The sequence below is a fragment of the Rhizobium sp. S163 genome (assembly GCF_030380805.1).
GTDB lineage: Bacteria > Pseudomonadota > Alphaproteobacteria > Rhizobiales > Rhizobiaceae > Rhizobium.
Window position 1 is genome coordinate 531,259 of the sequence record NZ_JAUDSA010000003.1, and the last position, 14,146, is coordinate 545,404.

13 protein-coding genes and 1 pseudogene are annotated in these 14,146 nt (G+C 62.9%); 7 read left to right on the top strand and 7 right to left on the bottom strand.

Features of this window, described 5'->3' with window-relative positions:
- Positions 1-79: 79 nt before the first annotated feature.
- Positions 80-1,352 (top strand): annotated as a pseudogene (locus QTL96_RS02740) (MFS transporter).
- On the opposite strand, the gene QTL96_RS02745 reads toward QTL96_RS02740, so the two are convergent.
- Both QTL96_RS02745 and QTL96_RS02750 read right to left on the bottom strand, forming a co-directional pair.
- Entirely contained in the window at positions 1,349-2,512 is a 1,164-nt protein-coding gene (locus tag QTL96_RS02745; protein WP_289726585.1) for a GGDEF domain-containing protein, read from the bottom strand. The pseudogene QTL96_RS02740 and the gene QTL96_RS02745 sit on opposite strands and share 4 nt — an antisense overlap.
- Positions 2,513-2,678: 166 nt before the next feature.
- Positions 2,679-3,929 (bottom strand): MFS transporter, encoded by a 1,251-nt coding sequence (locus QTL96_RS02750; RefSeq protein ID WP_047512348.1) that lies wholly within the window; start codon positions 3,927-3,929, stop codon positions 2,679-2,681.
- A gap of 525 nt (positions 3,930-4,454) precedes the next feature.
- Here QTL96_RS02750 and QTL96_RS02755 point away from each other — a divergent pair.
- Positions 4,455-5,879, top strand: a complete 1,425-nt coding sequence (locus QTL96_RS02755) for a hypothetical protein (RefSeq protein WP_289726586.1) — start codon at positions 4,455-4,457, stop codon at positions 5,877-5,879.
- Positions 5,880-6,395: 516 nt separating this feature from the next.
- Here QTL96_RS02755 and dusA read toward each other — a convergent pair.
- Complete coding sequence (gene dusA / locus QTL96_RS02760; protein ID WP_289726587.1) at positions 6,396-7,427, bottom strand: tRNA dihydrouridine(20/20a) synthase DusA; 1,032 nt, start codon at positions 7,425-7,427, stop codon at positions 6,396-6,398.
- A 162-nt stretch (positions 7,428-7,589) separates the two neighbouring features.
- On the opposite strand from dusA, the gene QTL96_RS02765 reads away from it, so the two are divergent.
- Both QTL96_RS02765 and QTL96_RS02770 read left to right on the top strand, forming a co-directional pair.
- Positions 7,590-8,303, top strand: coding sequence for a fumarylacetoacetate hydrolase family protein (locus QTL96_RS02765; protein WP_289726588.1), 714 nt, complete (start codon positions 7,590-7,592; stop codon positions 8,301-8,303).
- Between the two features lie 12 nt (positions 8,304-8,315).
- Positions 8,316-8,846, top strand: a complete 531-nt coding sequence (locus tag QTL96_RS02770; protein WP_289726589.1) for a gamma carbonic anhydrase family protein — start codon at positions 8,316-8,318, stop codon at positions 8,844-8,846.
- Between the two features lie 250 nt (positions 8,847-9,096).
- Here QTL96_RS02770 and QTL96_RS02775 read toward each other — a convergent pair whose 3' ends face one another.
- The 4 genes from QTL96_RS02775 to QTL96_RS02790 are packed head-to-tail and all read right to left on the bottom strand — an operon-like array spanning position 9,097 to position 11,524.
- Complete coding sequence (locus QTL96_RS02775) at positions 9,097-9,270, bottom strand: hypothetical protein (RefSeq protein WP_289726590.1); 174 nt, start codon at positions 9,268-9,270, stop codon at positions 9,097-9,099.
- Positions 9,271-9,325: 55 nt separating this feature from the next.
- Positions 9,326-9,724 (bottom strand): Fur family transcriptional regulator, encoded by a 399-nt coding sequence (locus QTL96_RS02780; RefSeq protein ID WP_018900623.1) that lies wholly within the window; start codon positions 9,722-9,724, stop codon positions 9,326-9,328.
- Positions 9,721-10,539, bottom strand: a complete 819-nt coding sequence (locus QTL96_RS02785; RefSeq protein ID WP_018900624.1) for an iron chelate uptake ABC transporter family permease subunit — start codon at positions 10,537-10,539, stop codon at positions 9,721-9,723. Before QTL96_RS02785 ends, QTL96_RS02780 begins: the two co-directional genes overlap by 4 nt.
- A complete protein-coding gene (locus QTL96_RS02790; RefSeq protein WP_289726591.1) occupies positions 10,532-11,524 on the bottom strand; it encodes a metal ABC transporter ATP-binding protein in 993 nt (330 codons plus the stop codon). The genes QTL96_RS02785 and QTL96_RS02790 overlap by 8 nt, the downstream gene beginning before the upstream one ends.
- A gap of 101 nt (positions 11,525-11,625) precedes the next feature.
- Between QTL96_RS02790 and znuA the strand changes: the two genes are divergently transcribed.
- The 3 genes from znuA (at position 11,626) to QTL96_RS02805 (ending at position 14,126) form a co-directional block, all read left to right on the top strand.
- Positions 11,626-12,657, top strand: a complete 1,032-nt coding sequence (gene znuA, locus QTL96_RS02795; RefSeq protein ID WP_289726592.1) for a zinc ABC transporter substrate-binding protein ZnuA — start codon at positions 11,626-11,628, stop codon at positions 12,655-12,657.
- A gap of 93 nt (positions 12,658-12,750) precedes the next feature.
- On the top strand, positions 12,751-13,956 hold the full coding sequence (locus QTL96_RS02800) for a GTP-binding protein (protein ID WP_289726593.1): 1,206 nt from the start codon (positions 12,751-12,753) through the stop codon (positions 13,954-13,956).
- A complete protein-coding gene (locus QTL96_RS02805; protein ID WP_289726594.1) occupies positions 13,953-14,126 on the top strand; it encodes a hypothetical protein in 174 nt (57 codons plus the stop codon). Before QTL96_RS02800 ends, QTL96_RS02805 begins: the two co-directional genes overlap by 4 nt.
- The last annotated feature ends 20 nt before the right edge of the window (positions 14,127-14,146 follow it).

Below are 14,146 nucleotides of genomic sequence, written 5' to 3' on the forward strand. Positions count from 1 at the left end.
GAGGCAGCACCGGAAGCCAGGCAGCCCGAATGATGTATCTGGCAATCGCAGTCCACAGACCCTTTGGCGGAGACATGGCGTGAACTCAGTTTCGAACAGTGGTCTGTCCGGTCGCTCGCTGGTGGCGCTCGCGGTTCTGAATTTCTTCCTCGCCGACGCCCGCGATGGCCTCGGTCCTTTTCTCGATGGCTTCCTTGCAACGCACGGCTGGAGCCCGATGACATTGGGTATCGTGGCGACCCTTGGCGGCGTTCTCGGTCTCATCGCCACGCCGCTGTTCGGCGCCCTTGTCGATGCCTCGCCGCATAAGCGCCTGCTGATCGTCATCCCGGTTACGCTGGTCACCGCAGCGGCGCTTTGGACGCTTGCCAGTCCCGGAAATGCCTCGGTTTTCGGCGGCCAGTCGATGACCGCAATCGTCGGCGCAGTCATCGGCCCGGCGCTGATGGGCCTGACGCTCGGCCTCGTCGGCGAAAGTGCATTCTCAGCGCAGGTCGCCCGCAACGAATTCTGGAACCATGCCGGCAACGTCTTTTCGCTCGCTTGCGTCTACGCCGCCACCATAGTCTGGGGGCTGAACGGCGTGATCGGCCTGATGCTCATCACCGCGCTCGCCGCGATCGTCGCAACGCTGGCGATCCGCCCTGAGGATATCGACAACGACGTCGCCCGTGGCCTCACCAAGGATAAGAACTCGGACGAGAGATTGACCGCAACAGCCAGCCCCTCCGGCTACTCGGTGCTGGCGAATTCGCGTGGTCTCGTGCTGCTGGCGCTGACCTTGCTGGTCTTCCACTTCGGCAACGCGCCGATGAGCCGGCTGATCGCCCAGAACTTCTCCATCCAGCTTGGCACGCCCTTTCGCACCACGGCGATCGTCACCGGCGTGTCGCAGCTGTCGATGATCGCAATGGCGCTTCTTGCTCCCGTCCTCATCAAGCGCTTCGGCCTGGCATCCGTCTTCATCATCGCGCTCTGCGCTTTACCCTTGCGTGGCGCGATCGCCGGCAGCGTGCCGAGCTTTGGCTCGATCTATCCGGTACAGTCTCGATGGTGTCGGCGCCGGCCTGATCGGCATCGCAACGCCCATCGCGGCCGAACGGATTCTCGCCGGCACCGGCCGCTTCAACGTCGGCCTCGGCGCGGTGATGACCGTACAGGGCATCGGCGCATCGCTGAGCAACGTGGTCGCCGGATGGCTGACCGACCGGGGCGGATATGGGCTCGCCTATTGGGTACACGGCGGCGTCGCGCTCTTCGCGCTGGCGCTGTTCATGCTCGGCCGCGAGGCAATCGCGCCGCGCGCATCAGCAAAGCGCAACGACGCCGAACCGAAGGCAACGCGAACCTAGGACGCCACGTGAATGGCGGGCGCTTCCCGCGCCGGCGTGCCTTCCAGCATCACCCGGTTTCGCCCGGCATCCTTGGCTGCGTAAAGGGCTGCGTCCGCACGGCCGATCGTTTCGGTCAGCGACGCGTCGCTTGATGCCACGCAGGCAACGCCGAAGCTTGCGGTGATCTTCCCGACACCGGCGACATCGGGCTGTCCGGCCGCCGAGAAGGCGAGCCGGATCGCGTTCGCGACCTTGCCGCCATCGGCGAGCTCCGCGCCCGGCAGAAACGCGACGAACTCCTCGCCGCCGAAACGCGCGGCAAAGGCGCCCTCAGGCAAGCGCGCTTTCAACAGTTCGGCGAGACCCGCGATCACGCCGTCGCCGGCCGCGTGGCCGAACGTATCGTTGATCCGCTTGAAATGGTCGATGTCGCAGAGGAGTATTGCGCCCTTCAGCGCGCCGCACGCCTTCAGCCTTCTCGCTGTCTCCTCGAAGCCGCGCCGGTTGAGCAGGCCAGTCAGGGAATCGCTCTCAGCTGCATCGCGGTAGCGCTCGATCGTGTCGAGCGTCGTTGCAGCCAGCGCCGAGAGCGCAAAGAGCAACGCGATGACGGAAGCGCCCGCCTGCATGACGAACGCGTAAGTGGAGGTGCCGAAGCTCTCCAAATCGCCCCCAGGCGAGAATATCACCAACAGGATGGCATTGCGGACGATCGCTTCGAGCACGATCAACGAGGCGACGCCGAGCAGAATGCGGTCGATCGCCCTGCGCGTGCTGCGCAAGGAGGAGCCGATCGCGAAGATCAGCAAGGCCGAGCAGGCGATATCGCTGATGAGGAGCTCAGCCGGCAGGCTTTCGAGCACCAGCACCGCATAGGCGAGTGCAGCATAGGCCACGACGCAGACGCCCAGGCGCAAGGCGATACGCGATGGCCGGCGAAAGCGCCTCAGGAGCGCGCCGCTGTAGAAATAGAAGGCGGAGAGAAAGAGCGCATCGGCGCTGAGCGCCTGAACGGGGATCGGCAGCCAGGCGAAAAACATCGGCACAGAGAAGGCAACGGCAGCGGAGAGAAAACCCGCCGCCCACAAGCCTGCTTCGCGCGATCCGAACCTTGAAACGACGAGGAAGGTGCAGCCGAAGGTCAGCATCATGACCGGAAGCATAAAGGCAAAATTCACTGCGGCACCCATCGAACGATGATGACGAGGCCCGGTGTGCAAACACCGCCTCGATGAAAAGCGCTAGCCACTCAACGTTAACAAAAGCCTACCTGCGGTAGACTACATATCGATCGATACAGGTGCAAGGGGCAGCCCCAGATTGTCAGAGGCCGCCCCTTGCCGCTCACGCGCGCAGGGCGCGGTGCGGCTCTCCGGCATCCTCCGAGCCGAAGCGCACATCTTTTTTCTCGTAGCCGAACGCCGCCAGCACGGCCACGACAACCGCCACGATGCCGGCGACGATCAAAAGCGCATAGGCGTAGTCGCCATTCCAGTGAGCCGCCAGGCCGGACTGGATCGTGGCATTGCCCGACGCCAGCAGATTACCGAGCTGGTAGGCGAAACCTGGAAAGGTGCTGCGGACCTCATCCGGCGAAAGCTCGTTGAGATGCACGGGCACGATGCCCCAGGCACCCTGCACGAAGAACTGCATCAGGAAGGCGCCGATCGCAAGCAGCACCGGACCCGGCGCATAAACCCACAGCGGTGCCACCGGCACCGCGATCAGCGCCGCGATGACGATCGCCTTCTTGCGACCGATCCGCTGCGACAGCGCCCCGAAGAACAGCCCGCCGCAGATCGCGCCGATATTGTAGACGATGGCGATCGCACCCGTGGTGTAGCTGTCGTAGTTGCGCTGCGTCTCGAGGAAGGTCGGATAGAGATCCTGCGTGCCGTGGCTGAAGAAATTGAACGCGGTCATCAGCAACACCGACCAGATGAACAGCGGAATGTTCTCCCTGAGCACCGTCAGGAACGGCCGACGTCCCCGCTCCTGCTGCTTCAGGAAGGCCGGGCTCTCCTCGACGCTGCGGCGGATATAGAGCACCAGAAGCGCCGGTGCGGCGCCGACGAAGAACATGCCGCGCCAGCCGATGATGGGAAAGAGCAGGAAGAACACGATCGACGCCAGGAGATAACCCGATGGATAGCCGGCCTGCAGAATGCCGGAGACGATGCCGCGGCTCTCTTCCGGCACGGTCTCCATCACCAGCGACGCACCGACACCCCACTCGCCGCCCATGGCGATGCCATAAAGCGCACGCAGCACGATGAACATGGTGAGCCCGGTGGAGAAGCCGGTGAGGAATTCGAATATCGAATAGAGCAGCACGTTGACCATCAGCGTGATCCGCCGCCCGTATTTGTCGGACGCCAGACCGAACAGCAGCGCGCCGACCGGCCGCATGGCGAGCGTCAGCAGGATCGCCACCGAGACGGCGGGAACGTCGGTTTTGAATTCTGCTGCGATATATTTGAGAACGAAGACGAGTATGAAGAAATCGAAGGCATCGAGCGTCCAGCCGAGATAGCTGGCGATAACGGTATTGCGCTGCTGCGGCGTCAGCCGGCGCAGGCTTTCCAATGCGGACATAACGGATCCTCCGTCCGAAAGCGGCGGCGAAGCGGGGCAAATCCGGATGCCGTCGAAGAGAGGGGGCGCCCTGATATGGGCGGGGTGGAGCTGTGACAGGCAGCGCTTTCGAAACGTCAGCAACGCTGCCCTTGTTCCATCACGTTTGTCGTGATCGCACCGCGCCTATGGATGGTCTTGTCGCCGCCACACGCAACCTCTTGCTAAGCGACCACCAAAGGGCGAGCGTTTCATTCTGGCGCAAAAATTCCGGCCAAGTACCTGCTTCTAAATAGCTATTGCGATTATTAGCAAAATGTGAGATATAAATGTCAGGTTGCATATGCAACCATAAAAAGCAAGCACAGATAGATTGCATCCATACCGGCAATGCGCCCGCCAGTCTCTGGCGGCGATGATACCGCTTGCGAAAAATCGATGATTTTAGACCTGAGCAAGACAATAGCAGATCAACCGTCGGTCTGAGCAGTTCCAGCTATGCGCATGAAGACATCCTAGGCCGACCAGCCCCGAGGAGGAGGAGCCATGCCTTTCGATCTGACCCAACCGCTTTCATGGGAGAGCGCTGCGGGAGACGCCGCCGTGATGCTCGACGAACTTCAACCGAATATCGTCAAGGCCCACACCCGCGAATTCCTGACCATCCTGTTCCTGAAGTTCTCCGACCCCGCCGGCGGCCGCGCGCTTCTAAAGGCGCTGTCGCAGCCGTCGACAGGTACGCCACTCTTGAAATCGGCGAAGACCCACCTGCAGGAGGTCAAGGCTTTCAAGGCGACGGGCACCAAGGGCACGCCCTATGTCAGCGTCGGCCTCACCGGCGATGGCTACACGGCGCTGCAAATCCCCGCTCCGAAAATCCCGCCGGATGCCTCGTTCCGCTCCGGCATGAAGAACGCCGGCCTGAACGACCCGGCGCCCGCGAGCTGGGAACCGCATTTCCGCGACGCCATCCACGCTGTCATCCTCGTCGGCGACCAGATGTCCGGCCCACGCAACAAGGCGCTGACGGCGGTGCGTCACCTGATCCAGGCATGCCACGGCGTCCATATTCTCGGCGAGGAAAAGGGCCACGGCCTGCACAACAGCAATGGCGACGGCATCGAGCACTTCGGCTATGTCGACGGCCGCAGCCAGCCGCTGTTCCTGACCGAGGATATCGACGACGAACGCCTGACGGCCGACGGCGCCACCAACTGGGACCCCGCCTTCGCGCTGAACCGCGTGATCGTGCCCGATACCGCCGCCCCCGATCCAGCCAAGCACTTCGGCAGCTACTTCGTGTTCCGCAAGCTCGAGCAGAACGTCAAGCAGTTCAAGAAGCAGGAAAAAGCCCTGGCCAAACGGCTGCATCTGAAGGGCGACGATGCCGAACGGGCGGGCGCCATGCTGGTCGGCCGCTTCGAGGACGGCACGCCGCTCACCACCCAGTTCGCAGACGGCAACCACCACCCGGTGCCCAACGACTTCGACTATGACAGCGATCCCAACGGCGCCAAGTGTCCGTTCTTCGCCCATATCCGCAAGGTCAACCCGCGCGGCTCCGGCGGCTTCGAGCCCGTCGACGGCGAACGCCTGCACATCATGGCGCGGCGCGGCCAGACCTATGGCGTGCGCACCGACCAGCCCAATGACGGCCGTATCGAAAACAAACCGAGCAAGGATGTCGGCCTGCTGTTCATGGCCTTCAACGCCGACATCGCCGAGCAGTTCGAGTTCGCGCAATCGACCTGGGCCAACAACCCCGGCTTCCCCCGCGTCCCCCCGGGCGCCGGCGCCCCGGGCCTCGACCTCGTGATCGGCCAAAGCCCCAACCCGCGCCCCGACATCCACTGTCCGGTCGAATGGGGCGGCACGACCACCGCGACCACGACCGCGACACCCCAGGCGGTGACGATGAAGGGCGGGGAGTATTTCTTCATGCCGTCGTTGGCGTTTTGTCGGAGTTTGTAGGGGGGTGTCGGTCAAGGGCGGCGGCGTGGCCGCCGCTCTGTCGGCATGATGTTGGTTGCACATCAGCGCTTCATGAAAAATCACCATCACAATTTTCCCCGCTCGATAGACAGCGCTCTAAGATGCACATGTCCCGTCATCGGATACACCGGCAGGCGTGCCGGCGAGGCGGGATCGGCGCGAAGCGTGAGGGTGAGACGCAAAACCTTACGATCCGGGTCCGCGGAAAATGATCTCCCTCCGGTGACGGCGGGTTCCATCGCGAGATGGTGCCTGAGTTGAGCCCGGACGTGCCTGTGAGGCACACATGGTCTCGCCGCGAAGTTGGGCGAGAAGGCAGAGAGATCGAAGTCGCGGATAAAAACCGCCGAACGGGGCGCTGGGAAGCGCCATATCTTACTTACTCAATCGAGGTGATTTCCAGCGCCCCGTCCGAGTGAAGATTGCATGGTGGAGACACGGGCTTTCGGGCGGCGTGGGGTTTTGGTGTGTCGTGGAGACCTTGTGCCTACCCCCTCAAGCGCTGACCGCATCCTCCACCACACCCGAAAAATCCACCGCCGCGAAAGCCGCCGCAATCACCTCCGGCCCGGCCCCGGCCTTCACCGCGTCGGTCGACAATATCTGCCGATAGCGCCGCGCGCCCGGCAGGCCGGTGAACAGCCCCACCATATGCCGCGCCACCTGCTGCAGCCGCCCGCCATCGGCGATATGCCGCGCCGCGTAATCCATCATCCGGTCGCGCAGAAGCTCCCAGTCGAAGGCCTGCGCCTCCGCCCCGAAGAAGCGATGATCGACATCGGCAAGCACGCCGGCATTCTGATAGGCCGCCCGCCCCAACATCACGCCATCGACATGCCGCAGATGCTCTTCGGCCTGATCCAGCGTCTGAATGCCGCCATTGATGCCGATGAACACATCCGGCCGCGCCTGCTTGGTGCGGTAGACGATGTCGTAATCGAGCGGCGGGATCTCACGGTTTTCCTTCGGCGACAAGCCCTTCAGCCAGGCCTTGCGCGCATGGATCCAGATCGCGTCGGCGCCGGCATCGAGCACCCGGTCGAGAAGATCAGGCAAGGCCTTCTCCGGCTCCTGCTCATCCACCCCGATCCGGCACTTCACGGTAACCGGCACCGAGGACACCTTCTTCATCGCCCGGATGCAATCCGCCACGACCTCAGGCGTCAGCATCAGGCAGGCTCCGAAGGTGCCGGATTGCACCCGGTCCGACGGGCAGCCGACATTGAGGTTGATCTCGTCGTAGCCATAGGGCGCCGCGATCTCCACCGCCTTCACCAGCTTCTCCGGATCGGACCCGCCAAGCTGCAGCGCCACCGGATGCTCGGCGGCGTCGAAGGACAGCAACCGCTCGCGCGGCCCATGGATGATCGCGTCGGCGACGACCATTTCCGTGTAGAGCAGCGCGTTGCGGCTGATCTGCCGGTGGAAGTAACGGCAGTGACGATCCGTCCAGTCGATCATAGGTGCGACGGCAAAGACCGGCCGCTTTGTTTTGAGCGCCTGTTTATAGAAATGCGATGATGTCATGCCGCGCTCATAGCGCAAAGCGCGCGAAAACGCCAGTTTCCCCATGCAGGGCAGCAATGCCGGAACAGGCGTACCGCAAGACCGCCTTCCACGCTTCCCCCAGCTTCGCTTTTGCGGCTAAGATGATCGGACTCAAGGAAACAGCAAGAGCATCCCCGTCCCATGTCCACCTCCTCTTCCGCCCCGGCCGCAGGCACCGTCATTCCCCTTCCCGCGCCTGTCCTCCTCCCCGTCGAAGGCACCACCGATCGCTTTCCGGTCCGTCGCGTCTATTGCGTCGGCCGCAACTATGCCGACCACGCCATCGAGATGGGCCATGATCCGAGCCGCGAGCCGCCCTTCTTCTTCCAGAAGAACGCCGACAATCTGCTCGCTGACAGCAAGGATTTCCCCTACCCACCGCTGTCGAACGACGTGCATTTCGAGGTCGAATGCGTACTGGCGCTGAAATCGGGCGGCAGGGATATCGCTCTCGAAAACGCGCTCGACTGCGTCTACGGCTATGCCGTCGGCATCGATTTCACACGCCGCGACCTGCAGGCCGAAGCCAAGAAGCTCGGCCGCCCGTGGGAGCTGGCGAAAGCCTTCGAACACTCCGCACCCGTCTCTTCGATCGTACCCGCCGCAAAGCTCGGCCATCCCGATGCCGGCCGCGTGTGGCTCGATCTCAACGGCAAGCGCGTGCAGGATGGCGATCTCAACCAGATGATCTGGAAGGTGCCTGAAATCATCTCCGAACTCTCGAAGCTGTTCGAACTCGCCCCCGGCGACGTGATCATGACCGGCACACCGGCGGGCGTCGGTGCCGTCAAGCGCGGCGACCATATCGATTGCGGCATCGACGGCATTGCAAAGCTGTCGATCAACGTCGCCTAAGGAGGAATGCCCATGCCGATCTATGCGCTCTCAGGCCACGAACCGGATCTGCCACCGTCAGGCACATACTGGATCGCGCCCGATGCGCATGTGATCGGCAAAGTCACGCTCGGCAGTGGTGTAGGCGTCTGGTTCGGCGCGGTGCTGCGCGGCGACAACGAGCCGATCACGGTCGGCGCGGCGACGAATATCCAGGAAGGCGCCATGCTGCATACCGATCCCGGTTATCCCCTCACGATCGGCGAAGGCTGCACCATCGGTCATCATGCGATTGTCCATGGCTGCTCAATCGGAAACAATTCGCTTGTTGGCATGGGCGCCACGGTGCTGAATGGGGCGAAGATCGGCAACAACTGCCTCGTCGGCGCCAATGCGCTGGTGACGGAAGGCAAGGAATTCCCCGACAACTCCCTGATCGTCGGCTCCCCCGCCCGCGCCATCCGCACCCTCGACGACAAAGCGATCGAAAGCCTCAGGCGCTCGGCGGAAAAGTACGTCGGGAACTGGCAGCGTTTCGCGCGCGATTTGAAGCGGCTGGATTGATCAGGAGAAGCGACCTAATCCCGCACTTAACCCATCTCAAACATCAGGAGAGAATATAAGAATCAGCCAGCATCCGTTGCGTCCCAGCGCCAGCAGACTTTTTTATCGCATTTCACACTGAACGCACTTTGAAGCACCTGACGATGTCCTCCGACACCTGTGCTTTGCGTCATATCTGAGTAGCAAGCATACAGGTCGACAACTGTTCATCGTGCAGGATGCGGCTATGTTTGCAGAGATAGTGAATGCGCTACTTCCATATGGGCCGCTTGGCTTGTTGACCGCCGCGATGATGAGGTACGCGTACTTGCTGCTTCGCGCCTGGATCGCCGCCCAAAGCACCCGATGCGCTCGATATCAGCTGGGCGAACTGTTGATCGAAGAACGAAACGCCAGCGAGGTCGAACGCCTTATGCGCCTTCACTTTGAGCTCCATGAGGAGATAAACGGCCTGCCTCCCTCCTCGTCCACGCCAAGCGCTACGCCGCGCAAGCCTCGCAAAGCCCGCGGATCTCGATCGTCGTCTTCTCGGCCTTGAACTTCTTGGACTTGGTCCAGTCCATCAGGCGATGGTCGACCTCGTGGTCGTGGAACTCCATCACCTGACCGCAGCTCTCGCAAATGGCGAAGGCGACGATGCCGTGGCTGTGGCAGTTCTCACCGGGGTGGGCGCAGGCGACGAAGGAGTTGATACTCTCCAGCCGGTGCACGACGCCATATTCGAGCAGCTTCTCAAGCGCCCTATAGACCTGCAGCGGCGCGCGAAAGCCGTGGTCGCGCAGCTTGTCGAGGATCGTATAGGCGCTGAGCGGGCCGTCCGCCTTTTCGAGAACGTCGAAGACAAGCGCCTGGTTCTTGGTCAGTGCGGGTGCGCTCATGAGCCTTGTCCTTCCGTGGCGGCCTGACCCCGCCCGAATTTGGGCAGCAGGCTGAGAATGAAGAGAATGAGAGCCGCGACCACGATCGACGGGCCCGACGGCGTGTCGTAGGTGAGCGAGCCGAACAGTCCACCGACCACGGCGACGGCACCGATCAGCGAGGCGAGCACCGCCATGATCTCCGGCGTCGACGAGAAACGACGGGCAGCGGCGGCGGGGATGATCAGCAGCGAGGTGATCAGCATGATGCCAACGATCTTCATGGCAATCGCGATGACGACGGCCATCAACAGCATGAAGAACAGCCGCGCCCGCTCCGGCTTTAGCCCTTCGGCCTCGGCCAGTTCGGGATTGACGGTCGAGGCAAGCAGCGGCCGCCACAGCCAGGCGATCGCGCCAAGCACCAGAATGCCGCCGCCCCAGATGAAGGCGATATCAGCCTTGGAGACCGCGAGAATATCGCCGAACAGGAAGGCGATGAGGTCGATGCGCACCCACGTCATGAAGGCGACCATGACAAGCCCGATCGCCAGCGTCGCATGCGAGAGAATACCGAGCAGCGCATCGGCCGAGAGAGCCTGCCGCTTCTGCAGCAAGAGCAGCAGGATCGAGACGGCGGCCGCGACGACGAAGACCGAGAGCGTCAGGTTGAACTGCATGAGCAGCGACAGCGCGACGCCGAGCAGTGCGGAATGCGAGATCGTATCGCCGAAATAGGCCATGCGCCGCCAGATGATGAAGCAGCCGAGCGGCCCCGTGGTCAGCGCGAGTCCGACGCCTGCGATGATGGCGCGGACGAAGAAATCGTCAAACATGGCGCTCTCCCGCCGGATGCTTGTGCCCGTGCCCGTCATCGGCCGTATGATGATGGGCGTGGCCATGATGCGCATGCCCGTGGTCATGGCCAGCATGCCCGTGGTCATGATGAGCATGATCATGAGAGTGCCCGGAATGATCATGGGGCGCATGATCGTGGCCGGCGTGATCATGGCCATGGTGGTGGCCATCGTCAGGGTGGCAATGGTCCGTCACCGAGCCATCCGCATGCAGAACGCGGCCATCGGGGAGATGCGTATGATCGTGATCGTGACTATAGACGGCAAGCGACTGCGCCGCGCGGCTGCCGAACAGGCGCACATATTCCGCACTCTGCGTCACCGCCTGCGGCGTGCCCCGGCAGCAGACATGGCCGTTGAGGCAGATGACGGTATCGGTCGCCGCCATCACCACATGCAGGTCGTGCGAAATCAGCAGGATGCCGCATCCCGTCGTGTTGCGGATGGTCTTGATCAGCTCGTAGATCGCGATCTCGCCGGAAAAATCGACGCCCTGCACCGGCTCGTCGAGCACGAGCAGATCAGGCTTGCGGGCAATGGCGCGCGCCATCAGCGCCCGCTGGAATTCGCCGCCGGAGAGATGCTGCACCTCGGCATTGATCATGTGCGAAAGACCGACTGCATCGAGCGCCTCGCTCATGTCGGTGGCGGAAAGCGGCCCCGTCAGCGTCATAAGCCGGCGCACCGTCAGCGGCAGCGTCCAGTCGATGGCGAGCTTCTGCGGAACATAGCCGACCTTCAGGCCGGAGGCGCGCGTCACCTTGCCCTCGTCGGCCTTCATCACCCCGATCGCCGTCTTCACCGTCGTCGACTTGCCCGAGCCGTTAGGGCCGATCAGCGTGACGATCTCGCCGCGCGAGACGGAAAAATCGACGCCGCGAACCAGCCAGCGGCCGTTTCTGCGGACACCGACATTGGAAAGCGAGACGAGCGGCCTCGCCTCGGAATTTGCGGGTAATGGCATCATTTTTCCGAAAGTGCTGTTGCGCCCTGCTATCGCACACGTTATAGCATAACGCAATTGATGTAATAACATTACCTATGCAATTCAAGCGGAGCATGCACATGAAACTCGCGACCGGCCTTTCCCTGGCGCTACAAGGCCTCGCACTCCCGGCCCTCCTCCTCGCCGGCACGGCCCATGGTGCCGATGCGCCCGTCGTCGTCACCTCGATCAAGCCGGTGCATTCGCTGGTCTCCGCCATCATGCAGGGCGTCGGCACGCCGGAACTCATCGTCGACGGTGCAGCCTCTCCGCACACCTATTCGATGAAGCCCTCCAACGCCAAGGCGCTGCAGGATGCCAAGGTGGTCTTCTGGGTCGGCCCGGGCATGGAAGCCTTCCTGGAAAAGCCGCTGGAAGCGCTAGGGGAGGATGCCAGCGTCGCCGAACTCGACAAGGCGCCGGGCCTCACCAAGCTAAAGTTCCGCGAGGGCGGCGCCTTCGAAGCGCATGACGATGGCGACCATGATGGCGATGCGCACGAGGCAGGCCACGATCACGCCAAGGAAGCGGCCGGTCACGATCACGATCACACCGCCGAGGCACATGACGACCATGACCACGGCCACGGCGCCTTCGACACCCACCTCTGGCTCGACCCCGAAAACGCCAAGGCCATGGCCGCCGAGATCACCACGACGCTAGTTGCCGCCGACCCCGCCAACGCCCTTGCCTACCAGGCCAATGCCGAGGCGCTGAATACAAAGCTCGACGCGCTCGACAAGGAAATCTCCGGCATCGTGTCACCGGTCAAGGACAAACCCTTCATCGTCTTCCACGACGCTTACCAGTATTTCGAAAATCGGTACAAGGTGCGGGTCGCGGGCTCCATTACCGTCAGCCCGGAAACCATCCCCGGCGCCGAGCGGATCGCTGAGATCCACAAGAAGGTGTCGGACCTCGGCGCAACCTGCGTCTTCGCCGAACCGCAGTTCCAGCCGCGTCTGGTCGATGTCGTGCTCGAGGGCACCAAGGCCAAGGCCGGCGTGCTCGATCCTGAAGCCGCAACGCTCGATGCCGGCCCGGACCTCTATTTCAAGCTGATGCGCGGGATCGCCAACAATCTCAAGGACTGCCTGTCGCGCGAAAGCTGAGGCCGTCCCCACCGCATATCGAAAAAGGCGGGCACACAGTCCGCCTTTTTCAGGTCGACCAATGTAATATTATAACATTAACTGGAGATCGCAATGAACAGGAAACTGCCGGTCACCGTCCTCTCCGGCTTCCTCGGCGCCGGCAAGACGACGCTTCTGAACCACATACTGGCGAACCGCGATGGCCTGCGTGTCGCCGTGATCGTCAACGACATGAGCGAGGTCAACATCGATGCGGCGCTGGTGCGCGATGGCGGCGCCAACCTGTCGCGCACCGATGAGGCTTTGGTCGAGATGACCAATGGCTGCATCTGCTGCACGCTGCGCGACGACCTCCTGAAGGAGGTTCGCCAGCTCGCCGAGCAGAACCGCTTCGACTACTTGCTGATCGAATCCACGGGTATCGCCGAGCCCCTGCCCGTTGCCACTACCTTCGAGTTCCGCGACGAGGACGGCATGAGTCTGTCCGATATCGCCGAGCTCGACACCATGGTCACCGTCGTCGACGCCGCCGGCCTGCTCGCCGATTACGCCTCCACCGATTTCCTCGGTGATCGCGGCGAGACGGCGGGCGATGGCGACAACCGCACTGTGATTGACTTGCTGGTCGAACAGATCGAATTCGCCGACGTCGTCATCCTCAATAAGGTCGGCACCGCCACCAGAGAGCAGCTGCAGGCCGCCCGCCACATCGTCATCGGCCTGAACCCGGATGCTCGGCTGATCGAGGCCGATTTCGGCAACGTTCGACCGCAGGAGGTGCTCGGCACCGGCCTCTTCGACATAGACAAGGCCGAGACCCATCCGCTCTGGTACAAGGAGATGCATGGCTTCAACGACCATGTGCCGGAAACCGAGGAATACGGCATCCGCTCCTTCGTCTACCGCGAGAAGCGCCCGTTCGATCCGGCCAAGCTGCAGCGCTTCTTCGACACCGCTTGGCCGGGCGTGGTCCGCGCCAAGGGCTTCTTCTGGCTGGCGACCCGGCCGCATCATGTTGGCGAAGTCAGCCAGGCCGGCGCCATCCTGCGCACCAGCCGCATGGGCACATGGTGGTCGGCGGTACCTCGCGAGCGTTGGCCGGACGACCCGCGTTTCATGACGGCGATCGGCCCCTATCTGCACCCCGTCTGGGGCGACCGCCGCCAGGAAATCGTCTTCATCGGCGCCGACCCGATGGACGAAGCCTGGATCCGCGCGCGTCTCGACGCATGTCTTGTCAGCGCCGAGCACTTCACGCCGGACAAATGGCGCGACATGCCCGACCCCTTCGCCCGCTGGGGAGATCAGGCCGCATGAAGGCGCAAGCGATCAGAAGGTATCAATGCGTCTGCGAGGAATGCGACCCGCTGCCGCCAATCGAAGGGCTGGCAGCGCCGACCGATGCCGAAGAGCGTAAGTCTGGCACCGGCGTTCTCAGCAAATTGGCGGCCCGGCTGGCGCTCAATACGCCCGAAAGACAGACATGAGAAAGGGCGGCCGAAGCCGC